Source organism: Streptomyces sp. NPDC005408, assembly GCF_040606445.1.
Classification (GTDB): Bacteria; Actinomycetota; Actinomycetes; order Streptomycetales; family Streptomycetaceae; genus Streptomyces.
In genome coordinates this window covers 423336-444955 of sequence record NZ_JBEXEX010000001.1, presented here as the reverse complement: position 1 = coordinate 444955, position 21620 = coordinate 423336, and the positions used below count along the sequence as shown (strand labels likewise).

The window sequence follows — 21620 nt, the reverse complement described above, 5'->3', positions numbered from 1 at the left end:
CACCCGGGGGACACCCCCCGGACCCCCGGCAGGACACCTGTGGGGGCGAGCGATGAGTCTTTTCCGTGATGACGGCGTCGTGCTGCGCACCCAGAAGCTGGGCGAAGCCGACCGCATCATGCTGTGCTCACCCGGGGGACACCCCCCGGACCCCCGGCAGGACACCTGTGGGGGCGAGCGATGAGTCTTTTCCGTGATGACGGCGTCGTGCTGCGCACCCAGAAACTCGGCGAAGCCGACCGCATCATCACGCTGCTGACGCGCGGGCACGGGCGCGTGCGGGCCGTCGCTCGTGGCGTGCGGCGGACCAAGTCCAAGTTCGGGGCGCGGCTCGAGCCCTTCTCGCATGTGGACGTGCAGTTCTTCGCCCGCGGCAGCGAACTCGTCGGCCGCGGGCTTCCGCTGTGCACCCAGAGCGAAACCATCGCCGCGTACGGTGGCGGCATCGTCACCGACTACGCCCGCTACACCGCGGGCACCGCGATGCTGGAGACAGCCGAGCGGTTCACGGACCACGAGGGCGAGCCCGCCGTCCAGCAGTACCTGCTCCTCGTCGGCGCCCTGCGCACCCTCGCCCGTGGCGAGCATGCGCCACACCTCATCCTCGACGCGTTCCTGCTGCGCTCCCTCGCCGTCAACGGCTACGCACCCAGCTTCGACGACTGCGCCAAATGCGGCCTGCACGGGCCGAACCGCTTCTTCTCCGTCGCCGCGGGCGGCGTCATATGCGGCGACTGCCGGGTGCCCGGCAGCGTCGTACCCTCTGCGGAGGCCATCGGTCTGCTCAGCGCGCTGCTGACCGGCGACTGGCCCACGGCGGACGCGTGCGAGGCGCGCCACGTCAGGGAGGGCAGCGGGCTGGTGTCCGCCTATCTGCACTGGCACTTGGAGCGCGGCCTGCGCTCGCTGAGGTACGTAGAGAAATAGGAGATGTGAGCCGCATGGCACGACGCGGAATCCTGGGCCGGTCCCGCCGCGAGTACAAGGTCCCCGAGCCGCACCCGTCCGGCGCGCGCCCGCCGAAGATCCCCGGCGAGCTGGTGCCCAACCATGTGGCGTGCGTGATGGACGGCAACGGGCGCTGGGCCAAAGAGCGCGGGCTGCCGCGCACCGAGGGGCACAAGGTCGGCGAGGGCGTCGTCCTCGACGTGCTCAAGGGCTGCATCGAGATGGGCGTCAAGAACCTCTCGCTGTACGCCTTCTCCACCGAGAACTGGAAGCGCTCGCCGGACGAGGTGCGCTTCCTGATGAACTTCAACCGGGACGTCATCCGGCGCCGGCGCGACGAGATGAACGAGCTGGGCATCCGTATCCGCTGGGTCGGCCGCATGCCGAAGATGTGGAAGTCGGTCGTCCAGGAGCTCCAGGTCGCGCAGGAGCAGACGAAGGACAACGATGCGATGACGCTGTACTTCTGCGTCAACTACGGCGGGCGCGCGGAGGTCGCGGACGCGGCGCAGGCGATTGCGCGGGACGTGGCGGCGGGGAAGCTGGACCCGTCGAAGGTGAACGAGAAGACCTTCGCTAAGTACCTGTACTACCCGGACATGCCGGACGTGGACCTGTTCCTGCGGCCGAGCGGCGAGCAGCGGACGTCCAACTACCTGATCTGGCAGAGCAGTTACGCGGAGATGGTGTTCCAGGACGTGCTGTGGCCGGACTTCGACAGGCGGGACTTGTGGCGGGCGTGCCTGGAGTACGCGCAGCGGGACCGGAGGTTCGGCGGGGCCATCCCGAATGAGGAGCTGGAGGCGATGCGGGGTCGTCCTGAGGGGTCTTGAGCCCCCACCCCGCCCCTTCCCGAAACCCTGACGGGACCGGCGGGGGCTGAGGCCCCCACACCCCCCGAGCGGCAGCTTCGCGCCGGAGCTGGTGCGGGGGGTTGTCCCCCACCCCGCCCCTTCCCGAACCCTGACGGGACCTGCGGGGGCTGACGCCCCCGTACCCCCCGGGGCGGCAGCTTCGCGCCGCGGGGGGGGGGGGTGCCCTGCAGTGCCGCACGCCGGGTTCACGGGGCTCGTTCAGCGAGCAGGGGGACGCGTAGGGGTCGTGTTCTGGACGTAAAGCGGCGCAGCTCGCGCGAAGCGCGGTGAGGAAAGCAGTCCAGGACACGAGCCCCGGAGCGGCCCCAGACGGCAACCAACGCGGCCCCGGGTGCGCCCGGAACGCGCGCCCCGGCAGACGGCGCCCGGGCCCGGACCCCCGCGTCGCGCTGGCTAGGGCCTGTCGTTCGGATCTTGCCGGGCTCGCGTGCCCTGGCCCGCCCGCTCGCCGCGTTGTCGTCAGTCGCCGACGCTCCGCGTCGGCTCCTTCCTCCGCCTTGCGATCGCACGCACCGCAGTGACATCAGCAGCCGCTCCGCGGCGGGCCGCTCACTGATCCGGCCCGATCCAAACGACAGGCCCTAGGTCAGGCCTCCGTCGAGGAGCCGGCGCACTCCGCGCACGTTCCGAAGATCTCCACGGTGTGCGCCACGTTCACATACCCGTGCTGCGCCGCCACCGTCTCCGCCCACTGCTCCACCGCCGGGCCCTCCACCTCCACCGCCTTGCCGCAGACGCGGCACACCAGGTGGTGGTGATGGTCGTCCGTCGAGCAGCGCCGGTAGACGGACTCGCCGTCGGACGTGCGCAGTACATCCACCTCGCCCGCGTCCGCGAGCGACTGGAGCGTGCGGTAGACCGTGGTCAGGCCGACCGAGTCGCCGCGGTGCTTGAGCATGTCGTGCAGGTCCTGCGCGCTGCGGAACTCGTCCACCTCGTCGAGCGCCGCCGCCACCGCGGCACGCTGCCGGGTCGACCGGCCTCGCACTGGGGCGGTATTCCCGCCGGTTGGCGCCGTCACCACAGGTGCCTCCTCGCTTCGCCCGCACATCCGTCGGGCCATTCTGCCAGGCCCGAGGATCAGACCTTGACGTCGTCGCCTGCCCGCCGGGTGCCCGGCAGGTCCGCGGTGCATTCCGCCGCGTTCGCCTCCATCGCGCGTGCCCGCCGTCTCGCCAGCGGTGTCGCCAGCGCGGTCAGCGTCACAAAGACGGCGATGGCCAGCAATACGATCGTCGCTCCTGGCGGCACGTCCTGGTAGTAGGAGGTGACAGTTCCGGACAGAGTTACGGCGACCCCGATCGCCACGGCGACCGCGAACGTCGCCTTGAACGACCGGGAAATCTGCTGGGCCGCGGCCACCGGGACCACCATCAGGGCGCTGACCAGCAGCAGCCCGACGACCCGCATCGCCACGCTCACGGTGACCGCCGCGGTGACAGCGATCAGCAGATTCAGCCAGCGCACCGGCAGACCCGTCACCCGTGCGAATTCTTCGTCCTGGCTGACCGCGAACAGCTGCCGCCGCAGCCCGAGCGAGACGAGCACCACGAACGCGGCGAGCACGGTGATCGCGGTGAGGTCCGCCTGGGAGACCGTGGACAGGGAGCCGAACAGGAACGAGCTCAGATTCGCCGTGGACCCGCTGTCGGAGATGTTGATCAGCAGGACGCCGCCCGCCATACCGCCGTAGAAGAGCATCGCCAGCGCGATGTCGCCGCGTGTGCGCCCGTATGCCCGGATCAGCTCCATCGTGACCGCGCCGGCGACGGAGACGATCGTCGCCATCCAGATCGGGTTGGTCGACAGCAGGAAGCCGAGGCCGACACCGGTCATGGCGACATGGCCGATGCCGTCGCCCAGCAGCGCCTGCCGGCGCTGCACCAGGTAGATGCCGATGGCGGGGGCGGTGATGCCGACCAGGAGGGCTGCGATGAGTGCCCGCTGCATGAATGCTGTCTCGAGGATGTCCATGATCAGGTCAGCAGTCCCGTGCGGAGCGGCTCGTCGGCCGCGTGCGGATGTACGTGGTCGTGGCCCGGCAGGGCGTGCTGGCCCACGGCCTTCGGCGGCGGCCCGTCGTGGACCACGCACCCGTCGCGCAGTACCACCGCGCGGTCGATGAGCGGCTCCAGCGCACCGAGTTCGTGCAGGACGAGCAGGACGGTGGTCCCGGCGGCGACCTGCTCGCGCAGAGTCCCGGCGAGGATCTCCTGGCTGACCAGGTCCACGCCCGCCATCGGCTCGTCCATGATCAGCAGTTCGGGGTCGGAGGCAAGGGCCCGGGCGATCAGCACCCGCTGGTGCTGGCCGCCGGACAGTGCGCTCACGGAGTCCTTGGCGCGGTCGGCGAGCCCGACGAGCTCGATGGCCCGCTGGACGGCGGCGCGGTCGGCCTTGGAGAGCCTGCCCAGCCGCGTACGCGAAAGACGGCCCGAGGAGACGACCTCGCGCACCGTCGCGGGCACACCGCTCGCGGCGGTGGTGCGCTGCGGTACGTATCCGATGCGCGACCAGGCACGGAAGCTGCGCAGCTCCGTGCCGAACAGGGAGATCTCACCGTCGGTGAGCGGTACTTGGCCGATCACGGACCGCACGGCCGTGGACTTGCCCGAGCCGTTGGCGCCGAGCAGTGCGACGACTTCACCGCGCTGGACGGTGAGGTCGATGCCACGCAGCACGGGTCGCGAGCCGAGCGTGGCCTGGGCCCCGCGGACGGATATGACGGGCTCGCTCACCGATGCCACGGCTGCCTCCGATACGTCGTACGTCACTTCGCGCCGAGAGCCTTCTGCAGCGCGGCCAGGTTGGACTCCATCACCTGCACGTAATCATCGCCCTTGGACTTGTCCGTGATTCCCTCGAGGGGGTCGAGGACGTCCGTCTTCAGGCCGGCGTCGTCGGCCAGGGTCTTTGCGGTCTTGTCGCTGGCGAGCGTCTCGAAGAAGACCGTGGTGACCTTGTCCTTCTTCGCGACGGTCTGGAGCTCCTTGATACGGGCCGGGCTGGGCTCGGACTCGGGGTCGATGCCCGCGATGCCCTCCTGGTCCAGGCCGTACCGCTCGGCGAGGTAGCCGAAGGCGGAGTGGGTGGTGATGAAGGTCTTGGTGGCGGTGTTCTTCAGGCCCTGCTGGAACGTGGTGTTCAGCCCGTTCAGCTTGGTGACCAGCGCGTCGGTGTTCTTCTTGTAGTCCGCTGCGTGGTCCGGGTCGGCCTTCTCCAGGGACTTCCCGACGCCCTTGGCGACCTCGGCGTACTTCACGGGGTCGAGCCAGATGTGCGGGTCGGCGCCGGCCTCGCCCTCGTGCTCGTCGTGACCGGCCTCTTCGCCCTGGTGGCTGTGGCCGCCCTCCGTGCCGTGGTGCTCCAGCTTGGTGAGGGAGGCGGCGTCGACCTTGTTCTTCGCCTCGGACTGGTCGATGGCCTTGTCGACGGCGGGCTGGATGCCCTTGAGGTAGAGGATGAAGCCCGCTTCGTTCAGCTCGGCGGCCTGGCGGGGCTTGAGCTCCAGGTCGTGCGGCTCGACGCCCGGCTTGGTGAGGGTCGAGACGGAGACGTGGTTCCCGCCGATCTGCTCGGCCAGGTACTGCATGGGGTAGAACGACGCCACCACCTTGAGCTTGCCGTCGCTGCTCTTGCCGCTGGCGGCGCTGGAGGTGGAGCAGGCGGAGACGGCCATGAGGCCGAGGGCGACGGCTCCGGTGGCAGCGGTGGCGGGTATGAGGCGGCGTACGTTCATGACACTCATTTTCAACAAAACTGGAAACGATTGTCAACAAAGCTGCTGAGCCCCTCCTGCCCGGAACCGATTTGATCCTGGGGGTGCGGCCGCCGGTAACCTGAAGCATTCGCCGTTCGTCGTCGTCGTAATGAAGAGAGCACCGTGGCCGCCGACAAGATCGACACCATCGTCAACCTGAGCAAGCGCCGTGGCTTTGTCTACCCGAGCAGTGAGATCTACGGCGGTCAGCGTGCCGCCTGGGACTACGGGCCGCTGGGTGTCGAGCTGAAGGAGAACCTCAAGCGCCAGTGGTGGCGCTACATGGTCACCTCGCGCGAGGACGTCGTCGGTATCGACTCGTCGGTGATCCTGGCCACCGAGGTCTGGGAGGCCTCCGGCCACGTCGCCACCTTCACCGACCCGCTCACCGAGTGCACCTCCTGTCACAAGCGGTTCCGCGCGGACCACCTGGAGGAGGCGTACGAGGAGAAGCACGGCCACGCCCCCGCGAACGGCCTCGCCGACCTCAACTGCCCCAACTGCGGCAACAAGGGCACCTTCACCGAGCCCAAGCAGTTCTCCGGCCTGCTCGCCACGCACCTCGGCCCGACCCAGGACTCCGGCTCCGTCGCCTACCTGCGCCCCGAGACCGCGCAGGGCATTTTCACCAACTTCGCGCAGGTGCAGCAGACTTCGCGCAGGAAGCCGCCGTTCGGCATCGCCCAGATGGGCAAGTCCTTCCGTAACGAGATCACTCCCGGCAACTTCATCTTCCGCACCCGCGAATTCGAGCAGATGGAGATGGAGTTCTTCGTCAAGCCCGGCGAGGACGAGAAGTGGCAGGAATACTGGATGGAGCAGCGCTGGAACTGGTACACGGGCCTTGGTCTCCGTGAGGAGAACATGCGCTGGTACGAGCACCCGGCCGAGAAGCTCTCCCACTACTCCAAGCGCACCGCGGACATCGAGTACCGCTTCCAGTTCGGCGGCAGCGAGTGGGGCGAGCTCGAGGGCGTCGCCAACCGCACCGACTACGACCTGTCCGCGCACTCCAAGGCCTCCGGCCACGACCTGTCGTACTTCGACCAGGAAGCCGGCGAGCGCTACACCCCGTACGTCATCGAGCCCGCCGCCGGTGTCGGCCGCTCCATGCTCGCCTTCCTCCTCGACGCGTACAACGAGGACGAGGCCCCCAACGCCAAGGGCGTCATGGAGAAGCGCGCCGTGATGCGCCTCGACCCGCGCCTCGCGCCCGTCAAGGTCGCCGTGCTGCCGCTGTCCCGCAACCCGCAGCTGTCCCCGAAGGCCAAGGGCCTCGCGGCCGACCTGCGCAAGCACTGGAACATCGAGTTCGACGACGCCGGCGCCATCGGCCGCCGCTACCGCCGCCAGGACGAGATCGGTACGCCGTTCTGCGTCACCGTCGACTTCGACACCCTCGACGACAACGCGGTGACCGTGCGCGAGCGCGACACCATGCAGCAGGAGCGCGTCTCGCTGGACCAGATCCAGCAGTACCTGGGCAGCCGTCTGCTCGGCTGCTGATCCGCAGTACGTGAAGGAGCCCTCGGTGCGCCAGCGCCGGGGGCTCCGGCGTACCGCGAGGAGTTCATCGAGGTGCTGCGCCGGGTCGCCGACGGAGGAACGGACTTGCGGCGCTTCGTTTCCTGGAGGGCGGCGCCTGAGCAAGGGGTGAAGCCTGAGCAACAGAGCGGCAAGATTCCGCTGTTGATGTTGTTCGTGCTGCACACTGGGCGCAATCGTCACCAGGAGGACCGATGCCGTCCATGACCACAAGCAAGGTCAGCAGATGGGATCAGCACGGCCGCGAACACGTCGTGCACGTAGCCAAATCGGGCATGCAGCGCACGCTCACCTGCGACACCTGCGGCTGGCGCAAGGGGGCGCAGTTCCTGCCGTGGCTCAAGGCCGAGGAACACCTCGCGGAGGCGCACCAGGCGACGGTCGACCCGAGCGCATAGGCCCCGGTTCCCGTCAGGCGGTCAGGCCGCGCAGCACCAGGTCCGCGGCCGGAAATGGCGTGCCCCACCCCTCGCGGCGAGGTACCGTCGCCTGCATGTATGCGCATCTCCCGATCTACGAGTGAGAGGGCGGCGGTCGACTCCCGCCCACGTCGGACGAATCCCCAGTCACTTCTCACCACCAATGGGAGACTCCCATGGCCAAGAGCCGTAACAACCTTCTCGGCGTCGGCGGACAGCGGAAGAAGCTGTCCCGCGCCGACCAGCAGGCCAACGGTCCGGCGCGCAACGCCGACCGCAAGGCGTCCGCCGACCAGAAGCAGGAGCTGGTGCGCAAGATGCGGGAACGCGCCCAGAGCAGCAGCGGCAGCGCGGAGGCGCCGGAGGAGCAGGCCTGATCAACGCCGTGGGCCCGGACCGCATCACGCGGTCCGGGCCCACGGCCGTGTCCGGCCCCCGTCAGCTCACCGTGCGCGGCAGCCGCAGGCTGAGCAGCGCCGTCAGCGCGATCATCCCCAGCTGCACCAGCAGCGTGACTGTCAGCGCCTGACGCATCCCGCCCGAGCCGGCCAGCGACAGGAAGAGCGAGCCCAGCGTGGCCACGCCCAGCGCCAGCGCCGACTGCTGCGTCGTCACCATCACGCCGCTGCCCACTCCGGCCCGGTCCGTCGGTATTTCGGAGAGCACGATCCGGAAGATCACGGGGAGTTGGAGCCCCTGGCCGAACCCGGCCAGTGCGACACCCGGCATCAGTTCCACGAAGCCCAGGTCCGGCCAGCCGCGCCGGACGGCCAGCACCAGGAGGGCGATGCCCACGGCCTGGAGCACCGCGCCCGCCGTCACGATGCGGCTTCCGTACCGCACGACCAGCCGCGGCCCGGCCAGCGACGCCCCGAAGAAGGCCAGCGCCATCGGCACCAGCGCGAGACCGGAGGCGACGGTCCCCATCCCGAGCCCCTGCTGCAGCGCCACCGCGACCACGAACATGAAGCCGCCGAAGCCGATCGAGAACGGCAGTACCAGTGCGAGACCTCGCCGCAGCGAGAGCAGCGCGAACAGGCTCGGCGGCACCAGTGGCGTTCGTCCCTGCCGGTCGGCGCGCCGCTCCACCCGGTAGAAGGCGATCGCCGCGAGCGGGAACACCGCCAGCGCCACCCACGTCCACAGCGGCCAGCCCGCCGCACGCCCCTCGGTCAGTGGCGCCAGCAGCGTCAGCAGGGCCACGGTCAGCAACAGCGTGCCGGGTACGTCGACGGGCGCGGGATGCTCGGAACGGGTCCTCGGGACGGCACGGGCCGCCAGTACCAGGCCGATCAGCGCCACCGGCACATTCACCAGGAAGATCGCTCGCCAGCCGCTTCCGGCAAGGTCGGCTGCGACAAGGAGGCCGCCCAGGATCTGCCCGGCGACCATCGACAGGCCCGCGGTCGCTCCGTACAGGCCCATCGCCCTGGCCCTGCGGGGTCCGGCCGTCGCCGCCTGGATGGTGGCGAGCACCTGCGGCAGCATCATCGCGGCCGCCGCTCCCTGCATCACCCGTGCGCCCACCAGTGTCCAGGCGTCCGGTGCGAGACCGCAGGCGAGCGAGGTCAGGCCGAAAGCCGCCATGCCCACGAGGAAGAGCCGGTGGCGGCCGAACCTGTCGCCGAGCCGTCCGCCGAGGACGAGCAGCACGGCGTACGAGAGCCCGTAACCGGCGACCACCAGCTCGAGCAGCGCGGGGCCCGCGGCGAGATCGTGGTCGATGGTGGGCAGGGCGACATTGACGATGAAGAAGTCGATCAGCGGAAGTGCCGCACCGAGCAGCAGGGTGAAGAGTCCGAGCGGGCCGAGGACGGGTCCGTTCGAGTCGCGGGCGGTGCGGACGGAAGCTGGGGGAAGGACACGGGTCTCACTCACGGCCTCGACGATCCTCGTCCGCACAGCCTGGTACCAGAGTGTCTTTATCCTGGTACAAGGAGTACCTGGCAATGGGCTGAGCAGTTCGGCACCCTGGGAGTATGACCACGATGGCGCAGGAGACGGACATACGAAGGCACGAGCTCGCGGGCTTTCTGCGCAGCCGTCGTGAGCGCATCAGCCCCGAGCAGGTCGGTCTGCCGCGCGGACGGCGCCGGCGCACGCCCGGGCTGCGGCGGGAGGAGGTCGCCCAGCTCTCCGCGGTCGGCGTCACCTGGTACACGTGGCTGGAGCAGGCCAGGGACATCCAGGTCTCCCCGCAGGTCCTCGACGCCATCGCCCGCGCTCTGCTCCTCGACCAGAGCGAGCGCGCCCATCTCTTCGCCCTGGCGGGCGCGGTCGATCCGGCGCCCGGCACGCCGTGCCCGACCGTGACCCCGTCCCTGCGGCAGATGCTTCAGCAACTGGAGCCGATCCCGGCCTGCATCCAGAACAGCCGGTACGACATCCTCGCGTACAACCGCACCTACGCCCGGCTGCTGTGCGACCTCGACAGGCTGCCGCCCGAGGACCGCAACTGCATGATCCTGGCCTTCACCAACGACGACTGGCGGGCCGCGGTCGCCGAACTCGGCGATGCCAACCGGATGATGGCCGCCAAGTTCCGCGCCTCGATGGCCGAGCATCTCGCCGAGCCCGCCTGGAAGGCGCTGCTGGCGCGACTGGAGAAGTCCCCGGAATTCCGCGAGGTGTGGGCGCGGCACGAGGTGGTGAGCCAGGGCGGCAGGACCAAGCTGATCCGCAACGCCCATGTCGGGCTGCTGCACCTGGAGCACAACAACCTCTGGCTGGGGCCGATCGCCGGTCCCCGCCTGATCAGTTACGTACCCCTGGACGCAGAGAGCCGCCAACGCCTGGAGCAGCTCCAGGCGTTGGCGCTCGCCGAGGTCTGACGGCCGAGGCCGCCTCAGCCCGTGTAGCGGGTCACCGCAGGGACCAGGTCGCCCTGTTTGGCGATGCCCACCGTCCACAGGTCCGCGGTCTGCGGGACCGTCGTGAATCCCCGTACCACCACGGCCGGGTCGGTGGCCTGTTCCCAGCGGCGCTGCGACGCGTCCCAGCGCAGGGCGACCGAGACGGCGCCCTTGCCGCCCACCGCCCACAGCGTGCCGTTCCCGGCCCGGCCCACCGCCCTGAGCCGCCCGTCGGGGACGTCCGGTGTCGTGACGTCGGTCCACTTCTTGCCGTCCCAGTGCGCGGCGTACGGGCGCTCCGAGCCTTTGGGCGTGGCGCCGCCCACCGCCCAGATGTCGTCGGCGGCCAGTGCGGTGAGGCCGCCGATCCAGCGGTCGTCGCCGCTCCTGCCCGCGGGGGCATCGATGCGCTTCCAGGAGGTGCCGTCGAAGTGCAGCAACAGGGCGGTCTCGTCGGTGGTGTCGCTGCCGAAGACCGTTCCGGCCGCCCATATGTCGTTGGGTGCGACTGCTGCGAGGCTGGTGAGTTCGCCCTTGCCGACGTCGGGGAGTGTCTGGCGGCGCCAGGCCGTTCCGTCCCACAACTGGACGGCGGGTACGGCGTTCTTGATGGACTGCGGCACTGCCCGGCCCACCGTCCAGGCCTTCCCGTCGGATGTCGTCGCCACCGCGTCGGGCAGGACGCGGCCGACCGGGTCACGGTCCAGATTGCGCGTGGTCCAGGAGGTGCCGTCCCAGTGCGCGGCCGTGGCGCCGACGGCCCAGATGTCGCTCGCCGAGCGGACGGCGAGGGCCTGCGGGAACGTGCCGTTCGGCAGCGTCGACTCCTGCGCCCAGGCCGTGCCGTTCCAGCGCAGAGTCAGTGCTTCCACCTCGGTCGCGCTCTTGAGCCGGTAGCCGACGGCCCACGCCTGTTTGTCGCCGAGCGCGGCCACGGCGGTCACGTCGCCTTTCGTCACCGGGACAGGCGTCTGCTTCCACTGTCCGGCGACGCGTGGGGCCGCGGCGGAGACCTCCGACCCGGCGGCTGCGGGACCGGCCCAGCCGGTGCCCGCGACGACCAGGCCTCCGGTCGCGATGACGCCGGCGGCCAGCGCAGCCAGCAGGGACGACCGGCCGACGTTCGGGCGCCGGGATGACGGGTTCGTATGCATCACGGAAATCCTTGGGTGATCGGCGGTCGGTTACTGGGCGGTGGTCTTGATGACGAAGTCGAAGGCGCCGGTGTAGGCGCTGTCGTGGGGGCCCGTGAGCGCGATCGTGCAGGCCCGGTTGATGAGCCCGTCGGCGGCGTTGAGCGCCGCGAAGTCGCGTCCGTACGCCTGGGTGTCGTCGGGGAAGTACAGCTGGGTGATCAGTACGGGTCCGCCGGGGGCCTGGACCTGGGTGTGGATATGGGGTGCGCGCCTGCCCCAACGGCCCCAGTAGTCACGGGGGATGATCGTGCGGAGCCGGAACGCGCCCCTGCTGTTGGTGTACTGGTGGCCGCGCAGGGAGAAGCCGGAGGTGTCGTAGTCGCCGTTCTGGTCGCACTGCCAGAACTCGACGAGCGTCCCCGGCAGAGGCGTGCAGTCGGGGTCGTAGACGACGCCGGTGAGGTCGAGCCGTACGCCGCGGATCGCCGGGGTGATCAGGTCGCCCCGCTCCGGGGACTGCGGCTTGAAGAGCGGGCCCTCCGTCGCCGCCGGGGTCTCGTGACCGTCGCAGGCGGGCGTGACGGCCGGCGGGCGTCCCGCCGCGCGTGCCTCCTGCACCGGGCTGACCGGTGCCGCCAGGGCGGCACCGGCCGCGCTCGTTGCCACAAGGGCGGCGGTCATTCCCACCGAACTCGTTCTGATGAACGCCCGCCTCGAGCTCGTGTGTTCGCCGCCCGCATCGTGGTCCTGCCGCATCGCGTCTCCTTGCCGGATTCGACTCGCTCGGCAGGGCATTCCGTGGGGGGAAGAAACCCGGATCCAGGTCGACGGGTCCTTGGAATGCCCTGTTCCGGCTCAGCCTGGGCGCTGCGACAGGTGTGCGGATCGATCGGATGACCGGCGGCTTCGTGACGTTACGAAACCTCAGGCGTCGAGCGCCGTTGCGTTCCGGCCATCCACAGGGCGATCTGGGTACGGGAGCGCATGCCCAGCTTGTCCCGGACGTTGTCGAGGTGCGTGGAGACGGTGCTCGCCGACAGGTCCAGACGGGCGGCGATCTCGCGGTTGGTCAGTCCCTCGGCGACCAGTGCGGCCACGATCGTCTCCCGCCCGGTGAGCGGAGACCGGCCACCCTCGCTCACGCCGTCGTTGCCGCCCAGCGCGTACGAGAGCAGCCGGTCCCAGCGCAGCCGGCGTCCACTTGCCGCCGCCGCTTCCCGTGCCGCCGGGGTCAGCGCCGCCGCAGCGCGCGCCGACGCCTCCTCGACCTGCCGCCGCCACTCGGTTTCCGGCTCGGTGTCCATCCGTCTGCGGGCCTGCGCTCCCGCCGCGAACAGCCGTAACGACCGCTTCATATCGCCCCGTTCGGCCGCCACGAGAGCAATCCCTTCGAGCGGATACAGCGCATGGAAGCTCTCGCCCGGCACGGCGCGGAGCCCCTCGGCGAACAGGCCCTCGGCCGCGTCGAGATCGCCGAGCGCGAGCCGTATCGCACCGGCGGTGTGCAGTGCGGCTGCCGACTGGCACCACGGCGACCGCCCCCTCAGCTGCGGCAGGCAGGACTCCATCAGCGCATCGCCCTCGGCCGCCTTGCCGACATGGAGCAGCGCCCAGGCCAGGTGATGCCTGCACCAGGCCGTGTCGCGGGGGCTGCCGAGCGTGGTGACGATCTGCAGGCACTCCGCGAAGTCGTCGACGGCGCGCGAGAACTCGCCGCCGCACAGCATGGCGGCGGCCCGCGCATCAAGGGCGTTGGCGAGCGCGGCCGGATTGTCGCGCCCCCGCTCCACGGCCACCGCCTGCTCCGCCAAGTGCAGCGCCGCCTCCTGGTCGGCCTGCTGGCAGGCGGCGCGAGCGGCGAGCGCCAGGGCGGCGCCGCCGTGCCGGAAGCCGCTGTCCCGGTCCAGTACGCCGGACAACAGCACACGGGCGGCGGTCAGTTGCTCCTGCTGGTAGCAGACCCGCGCCAGCGCCAGAACCAGCCGGGCGTGCGAAGAGCCGCCCGGGTCACCGGCGGTGTGGGCGACCGCGGCCGCGAGGTTCTCCCGCTCCTCCGTCAGCTGCCCGCCCGTCTGGTCGGCGAAGACCTGGTCCGCCGCGGCCCCGGCCAGCCCGCTCAGCCGGCCGACGGCCCGCTGCCAGGTGTCGTCCAGCTCGCCGGAGCCGGCCAGCCGGTCCAGGGCATAGGCGCGGATGGCGCTCAACTGCCGGAATCTCGCGGCGTCTTCGGCCTCCGTGCCCGGCAGTCGTACGATCAGGGACTTTGCCTCCAGGGCGCACAGCACGCGCAGGACCTGTCCCGGCTGCACGGCGCCTCCGGCGCAGACGGCGGCAGCTCCCGCGGCGTCGAAACCGCCGACGAGGACGGACAGACGGCGGAAGAGCGTCTGCTCCTCCGCGTCGAGTAATCGATGGCTCCAGTCGATCGCGGCGGCCAGTTCGCGATGACGTCCGGGCCCGGTCCTGCTGCCGTCCGTCAGGAGCGAGAGCTGGTCGTCGAGACCGGCCAGGATGTCGCTCAACGGGAGGGCTCCCGTGCGGCGGGCGGCGAGTTCGATGGCCAGCGGCATGCCGTCGAGCCGGCGGCAGATCTCCGCCACGGTACGGGCGTTGCCGGACCGGAGCGCGAAGCCGGGCGCGCAGCTCGCGGCGCGCTCCACGAAGAGCCGTACGGCGTCGGCCTGGAGGACGGCTGCCGGGTCGTCCTCGTCGGCGGCCGGGGACAGGGGCAACTCGCCTACGCGGAACACGACTTCGCCCGGCACACGCAGCACTTCGCGGCTGGTGGCGAGGATACGCAGCCGGGGGCACCGGCTCAGCAGGGCGGCGGCCAGCCGGGCACACGGTTCCGCCAGGTGCTCGCAGTTGTCCAGAATGAGCAGCTGCGAACGGTCGCCCAGGGCATGCACGAGCACGTCGACGCCCGTCCGCCCGGCGCGCTCGCCGACGCCCAGCGCCGCCGCCACCGCCTGGGGCAGCCGGGAGCCGTCGTGGAGTGAGTCCAGTTCGACCAGCCGGGCCGCCCGGCCGTCCCCGCGCAGGCCCGCCGCGAACTCCAGCGCCAGCCGGGTCTTGCCGACTCCGCCGGGTCCGGTGAGGGTCAGCAGGCGCGAGGACTTCACCAGGGTGCGCAGCCGCGACAGTTCGCGACGGCGGCCGACGAAGGAGTCCAGCGCCCTCGGCAGCCGGTTGCCTTCAAGTCGCGCCGGGCCCTGGGAGGGCCGCGCCGAGCGGCGGCGGAAGGCGCGCTGACGGCATGCGGCGGAACAGTAGCGGGCGGGCCTGCCGCCCTGTTCCGGCTCGTGTCCCGGACGCCGGCCACGGCCGGGCAGTTCGGTCCCGCACATCTCGCACGCTCGCGTCGGGCTCATCCGATGAATCCTTGCCCACCGGCCGCCGTCGGCACCACCGTGTCCGGTGAAGGTGAGCCACGCCCCATTTTCCCTATGCGTCGGCTGTGGAAGGCGACTGCTCGCGGTCCGGCTCCTGAAGCCGCTCGGCCGTGCGCCGCGCCGTCTCCTGTGCCCAGCCTCCGCTCGTCAGCGCGCCGACCCCGAGGACGCACAGCCCCAACCCGGTGATGACCCACCAGGCGGGGCGGCTCGCGGCGACAAAGCCCTCTGCGTACGAGGTGGAGGAGACCCCGGCCGCGAGGACCGCCCCGATGACGGCGACGCCGAGGGTCTGGCCGATCTGGCGGCTGGTGGAGGCGACGGCGGCGGCGACCCCGGCCTGGGCGCGGGGCATGCCGGAGACGGCGGTGTTGGTGATGGGCGCGTTCACCATGCCGAAGCCGAGGCCGAACAGGACGTATCCGCTGAAGAGCAGCGCGTCGGAGGTCTCGGCCCGGAAGGCGGCGAAGAGCACACCGCTCGCGGCCATCGTCGTGCCCGCGACCAGCAGCGACAGGCGCGGCCCCCGGCTGCCGACCAGCCGCCCGGACAGCGGCGCGCAGACGAAGGTCAGCGCCGCCATCGGCAGCATGTACAGACCGGCGTGCAGGGCGGACAGACCGCGGATGTCCTGCAGATAGAGCGTGTTGATGAAGAGGAAGCCGCCGAGCGACGCGAAGGCGCAGACCGCTATGACGGTGGCCCCGCTGAACGGCGCGCTGCGGAAGAAGCGCAGATCGATCAGGGGCTCGTGGCGTCGCGGCTCGTACAGCAGCAGCCCGGTGAGGGCGACGGCCGCGATCACGGCGAAGGCGAGTTTCGTCTCGATGATCGCGTAGGTGAGCGAGCCGAGCAGTGCGATGACCAGGAGCTGGCCCACGGGGTCGGGGCGGCGCGGTTTCGGGGCGCGGGACTCCGGTACGTACCGCCAGGTCAGCAGGAGTGCGGCGAGGCCGACGGGCACATTGACCCAGAAGATCGAGCGCCAGCCGACGCTGTCCACGAGCACCCCGCCGACGAGCGGTCCCGCGGCCATCGAGATGCCGACGACACCGCCCCACACCCCGATCGCGCGGGCTCGCTCGCGCGGATCGGTGAAGGTGTTGGTGATGATCGACATCGCGACCGGATTGAGCATGGAGCCGCCGACGGCCTGCACCATGCGGAAGGCGACGAGCGATTCCAGGTTCGGGGCGAGGGAGCAGAGCACCGAGCCGAGCGTGAACAGGACAAGCCCGGCCTGGAAGACCCGGCGGCGGCCGATCCGGTCCGCGGTGGAGCCCGACAGCATCAGCAGCGAGGCGAGGACCAGGGTGTATGCGTCGATCGTCCACTGCATCCCGGCGACGGAGGCGTGCAGCTCCTGACGCATGGAGGGCAGCGCGACATTGAGGATGGTGTTGTCGAGGCTGACGATCAGCAGGCTCATACAGCAGATCGCCAGCACGAGCAGGCGCCGTCGGTGTGTGAGCTCGGTCATACGTGGATAGTACGGCTAACTAACGACTCCCGTCGTACGCGACAATGGACGAATGACCACGCTTGCCCCGTCCTTCTCGACGCTCACGATCGGCCCGCACGCCGTACAGCCCCCGGTGGTGCTCGCGCCGATGGCCGGCATCACCAATGCGCCCTTCCGCACCCTGTGCCGCGAGTTCGCCGAAGGCGTTCGGGGGTTCGGGGGTCGCCCCCCGATGGATGCAGCTTCCGGCGGCGAGGGGCTCTTCGTCAGCGAGATGATCACGACGCGGGCGCTGGTCGAGCGCAACGAGAAGACGATGCAGCTGATCCATTTCGACGAGACCGAGACACCGCGGTCGATCCAGCTGTACGGAGTGGATCCGGTGACCGTCGGCAAAGCGGTCCGCATGATCGTGGACGAGAACCTGGCCGACCACATCGACCTGAACTTCGGCTGCCCGGTCCCGAAGGTGACGCGCAAGGGCGGCGGCTCGGCGCTGCCGTACAAGCGGCCGCTGCTGCGGGCGATCCTCAACGAAGCGGTCTCGAATGCGGGCGAGCTGCCCGTCACGATGAAGATGCGCAAGGGCATCGACGACGACCACATCACGTACCTGGACGCCGGCCGGATCGCGGTCGAGGAGGGCGTGACGGCGATCGCGCTGCACGGGCGCACGGCGGCGCAGCACTACGGCGGCACGGCGGACTGGGACGCGATCGCCCGGCTGAAGGAGCACGTCCCGGAGATCCCCGTGCTCGGCAACGGCGACATCTGGTCGGCGGACGACGCGCTGCGGATGGTGCGCGAGACGGGCTGCGACGGGGTGGTCGTGGGGCGCGGGTGCCTGGGGCGGCCGTGGCTGTTCGGCGATCTCGTGGCGGCGTTCGAGGGCACCGGTTCGTATGCGACGCCGACGCTGAAGGAGGTCGCGGTCGTCATGCGGCGGCATGCGGAGCTGCTGGGGGAGTGGATCGGCGACGAGGCGCGCGGGGTGATCGACTTCCGTAAGCATGTGGCCTGGTACCTGAAGGGATTCGCGGTCGGCTCCGAGATGCGGAAGAAGCTGGCGATCACGTCGTCGCTGGCGGAGATGGACGCGCTGCTGGGGGAGCTGGACCTGGACCAGGCCTGGCCGGTGGGAGCGGACGGTCCTCGCGGTCGTACGTCGGGGAACAACAGGGTTGTTCTGCCGGACGGGTGGCTGAAGGATCCGTACGACTGCGCCGGGATCAGCGCGGAAGCCGAACTGGACACGTCTGGCGGCTGACCGGGGGTACGGCATTCAAGCCCCGGAGGGGCTGGACAGGTCACCCGCGTGGCGCGAAAGCGGCGCCGTGTCCGAGGAGTTGCTCACGCTGAACGTCACGCTTCCCGCCACATAGCGGTCGTCCGTCCACTCGATGGGCCGGCCCGTCGCCGTGCACGTCAGATGGCGCTGTCGCAGCAGCGGGCTGCCCCGGCGGACGTGGAGCATCCGGGCGTCCACGCTGCCCGCCGCCACCGCGTCGATCAGGTGCTCGCCGTAGTGGGCGACCACGCCGTGCTGCTCGGCGATGCTGTTCATGATCGAGACGCAGTCCTCTGGCAGTTCCTCCACCGCCGGTGCCACCCACTCCGCGTACGCCGTGCGCTCCAGCATGGCCGGTTCGCCGTCGAGGAGCCGCAGGCGCAGGACGTACAGGATCGCGGACCCGGCGGGTACGGAGAGCCGGGAGGCCTCCGTCGGGGTTGCCGGGCGGCGGGCGCGGGTCAGGATGCGGCTGGAGATCTCGTAGCCCATGCCCTGCGCCCACTGCGCGAAGCTGTTCAACTCCGCGAAGCTGTGGCGGCGTTCGTGGCGGAGCACGATTCTGCGCGCACCCTGCCGGGATCCGATCAGGCCCTCCGACGCCAGCACGGCGACCGCCTGGCGGACCGTTCCGCGGGATGCGGACCAGCGGTCGGCGAGGTCGCTCTCGGAGGGGAGCTGTGCCCCGACCGGGTACTCGCCGCCGAGGATCGACCGCCGAAGCGCCTCCGCGATCTCCAGGTAACGTGCCGTGCCCACGCTGACGCCCCCATGCTCCGAACTGTGCGCAACCGGTTGCGGAGTGTTCCGCCTCCCCGGTCACCCTAACCGTCTCCGGGGATTTCACCATCCTGGTCAACTGAGCTGCTGTGAACGGTGTTTCACTGGCTTCTGCTCTTCCGGCAGCCGTGCCGTGATTGTCATGTGCTGTTAACGCAGCCGACAGTTCGCACAGGCGAACTGATTCCAGCTTGTTCAGACAAGTGCCATTCACTTCGTCTCTGGGAGAGACTGTGTTCAGACGCTTTGGCCTCGGCGCTGCCGCACTGCTCGGCGCCGCCGCGCTCACTACCCTCACCGCCTGCGGAGCCGCACCCGACGGCGCCGCCGCCGGCGACAAGGTCGGGGCCAACGCCAGTGCCTCGGCCGCCGACTTCGGTGGAATGAAGGCGCTCGTCGCCGCCGCCGAGAAGGAGGGCAGGCTCAATGTCATCGCCCTCCCCGCGGACTGGGCGAACTACGGCGAACTGATCAAGGCCTTCGAGGCCAAGTACAAGATCAAGGTCAGCAGCGAGAACCCGGACGCCTCCAGCGCCGACGAGATCGCCGCCGTCAAGGCCCGCAAGGGCCAGAAGCGCGCTCCCGACGTCCTCGACCTGGGCATTGCCTTCGCCCGCAGCGGCGCCACCGAGGGCCTGTTCGCCCCGTACAAGGTCGAGGCCTTCGACAAGATCCCCGGTGACCAGAAGGACCCGGAAGCCCGCTGGTACAACGACTACGGCGGCTACGTCTCCATCGGCTGCGACGCCAAGCGGATCAAGAACTGCCCGCAGACCTTCGCCGACCTGCTCAAGCCCGAGTACAAGGGCAAGGTCGCGCTGAACGGCAACCCGACCAAGTCCGGCTCCGCCTTCGGCGGCGTGTACGCGGCCGCCCTCGCCAACAAGGGCTCGTTCGCCGACATCCAGCCCGGCATCGACTTCTTCGCGAAGCTGCGCAAGAGCGGCAACTTCATCCCCGTCGAGTCCACCCCGGCCACGGTCGAGAAGGGCGAGACCCCGATCAGCATCGACTGGGACTACCTGAACGCCGGTTACGCCGACCAGTTCCGCGGCAAGGGCGTCGACTGGAAGGTCTCGGTCCCGAGCGACGGCGTCTACGCCCAGTACTACTCGCAGGCCATCAACAAGCAGGCCCCCAACCCCGCGGCCGCCCGCCTGTGGATGGAGTTCCTCTACAGCACCGAGGGCCAGAACCTCTGGCTGAAGGGCTATGCACGTCCCGTCCTGCTGCCCGGCATGACCGCGGACGGCAGCGCCGACAAGGGCTTCGTCGCCAAGCTCCCCAAGGTCGAGGGCATCCCGAAGTTCCCCGCCTCTGCCGAGCTCGACAAGGCCAAGGCCGCCCTCGCCCAGAACTGGGACAAGGCCCTCTCCTGATGCCCGTACCCTCCTCGTCCCCCAGCGGGCCCGCCGGCGGAATCCGCCGCCGGCGGCGCGGGCCGCGCACCTGGCTCGCGACGCTCCCGCTGCTCCTCTTCACGGGCGTGTGCTTCGGCCTGCCCGTCGCCGCCCTGCTGCAGGGCGCGGTCACCCGCACCGACCAGGCAACCGGCGCCACAGCGCTGACCGGTGAGCATCTTCAGCGCTCGCTGCAGGGCCCCTACCTGGGATCGCTCATCGGCAGCGTCCAGCTCTCGGCGCTCACCGCGGTCATCGGATCCCTCGCCGGCGTGTTCATCGCGCAGGCCATCGTCACCTCCCGCAGGCAGTGGCTGCGCAGCGCCGCCCTCACCGCCTCCGGGGTGCTGGCCAACTTCGGCGGGGTGCCGCTCGCGTTCGCGTTCATCGCGACCGCGGGCATCTCCGGTGTGGTCACCCAGCTCGCGGACCTGGAGAGCCTCGGCTGGAATCTCTACTCCTTCACCGGGCTCGCCGTCGTCTATCTGTACTTCCTGACCCCGCTGATGGTGCTCGTGATCATCCCGGCGCTGGACGGACTGCGTCCCCAGTGGCGCGAGGCCGCGCAGAACACCGGTGCGAGCGGATGGCAGTTCTGGCGTCTGGTGGGACTGCCCGTCCTCGCGCCCTCGCTGCTGGGCGGCTTCGTCCTGCTCTTCGGCAGCGCGTTCGCCGCGCACGCCACCGCCGCGGCCCTGGTCGGCGGCTCCGTACCGCTGGTCACCCTCAAGATCGCGGACGCCCTGTCCGGCAATGTGCTCGTCGGCCAGGAGAACGTGGCGCTCGCCCTCAGCCTCGACATGATCGTGATCGCGGGTCTCGTCATGGCGGTCTACCTTCCCCTCCAGCGACGGAGCGCCCGATGGCTGCGATGACGTCCACCGCCGAGACCCTGCCCGCACGGAGGAAGACCGTCGCCGCGGTGCGCAGGCCGCGCATCTGGCGCGGACTCGTACTCGGCCTCGCGGGGCTCTACTTCCTGGTGCCGCTGGTCGCGTCCTTCGTCTTTACGGTGCACACCCCCGGCCAGGGTTTCTCGCTCGAGGCATACACCGGGATTCTCGGCGCCGAGGGGTTCACCGACAGCCTGCTGCTCTCGCTCGGTCTCGCCGCCGCCACCATCGCGCTCGTCCTGCTGCTCGCCGTGCCCGCGCTGGTCGCCGTACGGCTGGGAGCACCCAGGCTGCGGCCCGTCGTCGAAGTGGTGTGCATGCTGCCGCTGGTGGTGCCGCCGATCGCGCTGGTCACCGGAATCAGCACGGTCTTGCGCTGGGGCCCGGAGCAGCTGTCCCGCACCCCGCTCTACCAGACCTTCATCTCGGTCCAGGACGAGAACTTCCCGCTCGTCCTCGTCTTCGCGTACACGGTGCTGGCGCTGCCCTTCGTATACCGCTCACTGGACGCGGGGCTGCGTGCGATCGACGTGCCGACGCTGGTCGAGGCCGCCCGCAACTGCGGGGCGAGCTGGCCCTACGTCATCCTCCGGGTCATCCTGCCCAATCTGCGCACCTCGCTCGCCGGGGCCGCCTTCCTCACCCTGGCCCTGGTCCTCGGTGAGTTCACGGTCGCAGCGCTCCTCGGCTTCCAGCCCTTCGCGGTGTGGATCGTCACCGTCTCGGGCGCGCAGGCACGGATGTCGGTGGCCGTCTCCATCCTCAGTCTTCTGATCACCTGGGCGCTGCTGCTGCTCCTCTCCCGCGCGGGGAACGGCACCCGGACCGCGAACGCCGCGGCCGCCGCCCCCTCCACCACCAAGGACTAGC

20 protein-coding genes are annotated in these 21620 nt (G+C 70.3%); 10 read left to right on the top strand and 10 right to left on the bottom strand.

Annotated elements, in window-relative coordinates; translation table 11 throughout:
- Positions 1–180: 180 nt before the first annotated feature.
- Positions 181–927, top strand: coding sequence for a DNA repair protein RecO (gene recO / locus ABZS64_RS01890; RefSeq protein WP_355822004.1), 747 nt, complete (start codon positions 181–183; stop codon positions 925–927).
- A gap of 14 nt (positions 928–941) precedes the next feature.
- On the top strand, positions 942–1781 hold the full coding sequence (locus tag ABZS64_RS01885; protein ID WP_355822002.1) for an isoprenyl transferase: 840 nt from the start codon (positions 942–944) through the stop codon (positions 1779–1781).
- 628 nt (positions 1782–2409) lie between these two features.
- Here the strand turns inward: ABZS64_RS01885 and ABZS64_RS01880 are convergent.
- From ABZS64_RS01880 to ABZS64_RS01865, 4 genes are read right to left on the bottom strand one after another with little or no spacing between them, the layout of a single operon-like run.
- Entirely contained in the window at positions 2410–2847 is a 438-nt protein-coding gene (locus tag ABZS64_RS01880; RefSeq protein ID WP_355822000.1) for a transcriptional repressor, read from the bottom strand.
- Between the two features lie 56 nt (positions 2848–2903).
- Complete coding sequence (locus tag ABZS64_RS01875; protein ID WP_355821998.1) at positions 2904–3797, bottom strand: metal ABC transporter permease; 894 nt, start codon at positions 3795–3797, stop codon at positions 2904–2906.
- A gap of 2 nt (positions 3798–3799) precedes the next feature.
- On the bottom strand, positions 3800–4570 hold the full coding sequence (locus tag ABZS64_RS01870; protein WP_355822104.1) for a metal ABC transporter ATP-binding protein: 771 nt from the start codon (positions 4568–4570) through the stop codon (positions 3800–3802).
- 23 nt (positions 4571–4593) lie between these two features.
- On the bottom strand, positions 4594–5562 hold the full coding sequence (locus ABZS64_RS01865; RefSeq protein WP_355821996.1) for a metal ABC transporter substrate-binding protein: 969 nt from the start codon (positions 5560–5562) through the stop codon (positions 4594–4596).
- Positions 5563–5706: 144 nt separating this feature from the next.
- Here ABZS64_RS01865 and ABZS64_RS01860 point away from each other — a divergent pair, with 144 nt between their 5' ends.
- The 3 genes from ABZS64_RS01860 (at position 5707) to ABZS64_RS01850 (ending at position 7924) form a co-directional block, all read left to right on the top strand.
- Entirely contained in the window at positions 5707–7089 is a 1383-nt protein-coding gene (locus ABZS64_RS01860; protein ID WP_355821994.1) for a glycine--tRNA ligase, read from the top strand.
- Positions 7090–7322: 233 nt separating this feature from the next.
- Positions 7323–7526: a hypothetical protein gene (locus ABZS64_RS01855; RefSeq protein ID WP_266476560.1), complete on the top strand. Its 204-nt coding sequence runs from the start codon at positions 7323–7325 to the stop codon at positions 7524–7526.
- Positions 7527–7723: 197 nt separating this feature from the next.
- Positions 7724–7924, top strand: a complete 201-nt coding sequence (locus tag ABZS64_RS01850; RefSeq protein WP_355821991.1) for a DUF6243 family protein — start codon at positions 7724–7726, stop codon at positions 7922–7924.
- A gap of 61 nt (positions 7925–7985) precedes the next feature.
- On the opposite strand, the gene ABZS64_RS01845 is transcribed toward ABZS64_RS01850, so the two are convergent.
- Positions 7986–9425 carry an MFS transporter gene (locus ABZS64_RS01845; protein ID WP_355821989.1) on the bottom strand — a complete coding sequence of 480 codons (1440 nt, stop codon included), beginning with the start codon at positions 9423–9425 and terminating at the stop codon, positions 7986–7988.
- A gap of 101 nt (positions 9426–9526) precedes the next feature.
- Between ABZS64_RS01845 and ABZS64_RS01840 the strand changes: the two genes are divergently transcribed.
- Positions 9527–10378: a helix-turn-helix transcriptional regulator gene (locus tag ABZS64_RS01840; RefSeq protein ID WP_355821987.1), complete on the top strand. Its 852-nt coding sequence runs from the start codon at positions 9527–9529 to the stop codon at positions 10376–10378.
- Between the two features lie 14 nt (positions 10379–10392).
- Here the strand turns inward: ABZS64_RS01840 and ABZS64_RS01835 are convergent, their stop codons facing one another.
- From ABZS64_RS01835 to ABZS64_RS01820, 4 genes are all read right to left on the bottom strand, one after another.
- On the bottom strand, positions 10393–11553 hold the full coding sequence (locus tag ABZS64_RS01835) for a hypothetical protein (protein ID WP_355821985.1): 1161 nt from the start codon (positions 11551–11553) through the stop codon (positions 10393–10395).
- 30 nt (positions 11554–11583) lie between these two features.
- On the bottom strand, positions 11584–12216 hold the full coding sequence (locus tag ABZS64_RS01830; RefSeq protein WP_355821983.1) for a dioxygenase: 633 nt from the start codon (positions 12214–12216) through the stop codon (positions 11584–11586).
- Positions 12217–12449: 233 nt separating this feature from the next.
- The gene (locus ABZS64_RS01825) at positions 12450–14906 is read right to left on the bottom strand and encodes a LuxR C-terminal-related transcriptional regulator (protein WP_355821981.1); all 2457 of its coding nucleotides are present in this window, start codon (positions 14904–14906) and stop codon (positions 12450–12452) included.
- Between the two features lie 73 nt (positions 14907–14979).
- Positions 14980–16407, bottom strand: coding sequence for an MFS transporter (locus ABZS64_RS01820; RefSeq protein ID WP_355821979.1), 1428 nt, complete (start codon positions 16405–16407; stop codon positions 14980–14982).
- Positions 16408–16459: 52 nt separating this feature from the next.
- Between ABZS64_RS01820 and dusB the strand changes: the two genes are divergently transcribed.
- Positions 16460–17656, top strand: a complete 1197-nt coding sequence (dusB, locus tag ABZS64_RS01815; protein WP_355821977.1) for a tRNA dihydrouridine synthase DusB — start codon at positions 16460–16462, stop codon at positions 17654–17656.
- A 15-nt stretch (positions 17657–17671) separates the two neighbouring features.
- Here dusB and ABZS64_RS01810 read toward each other — a convergent pair whose 3' ends face one another.
- Positions 17672–18436 (bottom strand): GntR family transcriptional regulator, encoded by a 765-nt coding sequence (locus ABZS64_RS01810; RefSeq protein ID WP_355821975.1) that lies wholly within the window; start codon positions 18434–18436, stop codon positions 17672–17674.
- A 254-nt stretch (positions 18437–18690) separates the two neighbouring features.
- Here ABZS64_RS01810 and ABZS64_RS01805 point away from each other — a divergent pair, with 254 nt between their 5' ends.
- The 3 genes from ABZS64_RS01805 to ABZS64_RS01795 are packed head-to-tail and all read left to right on the top strand — an operon-like array spanning position 18691 to position 21619.
- A complete protein-coding gene (locus ABZS64_RS01805; RefSeq protein ID WP_355821973.1) occupies positions 18691–19836 on the top strand; it encodes an extracellular solute-binding protein in 1146 nt (381 codons plus the stop codon).
- A complete protein-coding gene (locus tag ABZS64_RS01800) occupies positions 19836–20732 on the top strand; it encodes an ABC transporter permease subunit (protein WP_355821971.1) in 897 nt (298 codons plus the stop codon). Before ABZS64_RS01805 ends, ABZS64_RS01800 begins: the two co-directional genes overlap by 1 nt.
- On the top strand, positions 20720–21619 hold the full coding sequence (locus ABZS64_RS01795) for an ABC transporter permease subunit (RefSeq protein ID WP_355821969.1): 900 nt from the start codon (positions 20720–20722) through the stop codon (positions 21617–21619). Before ABZS64_RS01800 ends, ABZS64_RS01795 begins: the two co-directional genes overlap by 13 nt.
- The last annotated feature ends 1 nt before the right edge of the window (position 21620 follow it).

What these genes read in the sequence shown, in the direction of transcription:
- recO (WP_355822004.1), top strand. Translation starts at nt 181, where the DNA reads ATGAGTCTTTTCCGTGATGACGGCGTCGTGCTGCGCACCCAGAAACTC.
- ABZS64_RS01885 (WP_355822002.1), top strand. Translation starts at nt 942, where the DNA reads ATGGCACGACGCGGAATCCTGGGCCGGTCCCGCCGCGAGTACAAGGTC.
- ABZS64_RS01875 (WP_355821998.1), bottom strand. Translation starts at nt 3,797, where the DNA reads ATGGACATCCTCGAGACAGCATTCATGCAGCGGGCACTCATCGCAGCC.
- ABZS64_RS01865 (WP_355821996.1), bottom strand. Translation starts at nt 5,562, where the DNA reads ATGAACGTACGCCGCCTCATACCCGCCACCGCTGCCACCGGAGCCGTC.
- ABZS64_RS01855 (WP_266476560.1), top strand. Translation starts at nt 7,323, where the DNA reads ATGCCGTCCATGACCACAAGCAAGGTCAGCAGATGGGATCAGCACGGC.
- ABZS64_RS01850 (WP_355821991.1), top strand. Translation starts at nt 7,724, where the DNA reads ATGGCCAAGAGCCGTAACAACCTTCTCGGCGTCGGCGGACAGCGGAAG.
- ABZS64_RS01840 (WP_355821987.1), top strand. Translation starts at nt 9,527, where the DNA reads ATGACCACGATGGCGCAGGAGACGGACATACGAAGGCACGAGCTCGCG.
- ABZS64_RS01835 (WP_355821985.1), bottom strand. Translation starts at nt 11,553, where the DNA reads ATGCATACGAACCCGTCATCCCGGCGCCCGAACGTCGGCCGGTCGTCC.
- ABZS64_RS01830 (WP_355821983.1), bottom strand. Translation starts at nt 12,216, where the DNA reads ATGACCGCCGCCCTTGTGGCAACGAGCGCGGCCGGTGCCGCCCTGGCG.
- ABZS64_RS01825 (WP_355821981.1), bottom strand. Translation starts at nt 14,906, where the DNA reads ATGAGCCCGACGCGAGCGTGCGAGATGTGCGGGACCGAACTGCCCGGC.
- ABZS64_RS01820 (WP_355821979.1), bottom strand. Translation starts at nt 16,407, where the DNA reads ATGACCGAGCTCACACACCGACGGCGCCTGCTCGTGCTGGCGATCTGC.
- dusB (WP_355821977.1), top strand. Translation starts at nt 16,460, where the DNA reads ATGACCACGCTTGCCCCGTCCTTCTCGACGCTCACGATCGGCCCGCAC.
- ABZS64_RS01800 (WP_355821971.1), top strand. Translation starts at nt 19,836, where the DNA reads ATGCCCGTACCCTCCTCGTCCCCCAGCGGGCCCGCCGGCGGAATCCGC.
- ABZS64_RS01795 (WP_355821969.1), top strand. Translation starts at nt 20,720, where the DNA reads ATGGCTGCGATGACGTCCACCGCCGAGACCCTGCCCGCACGGAGGAAG.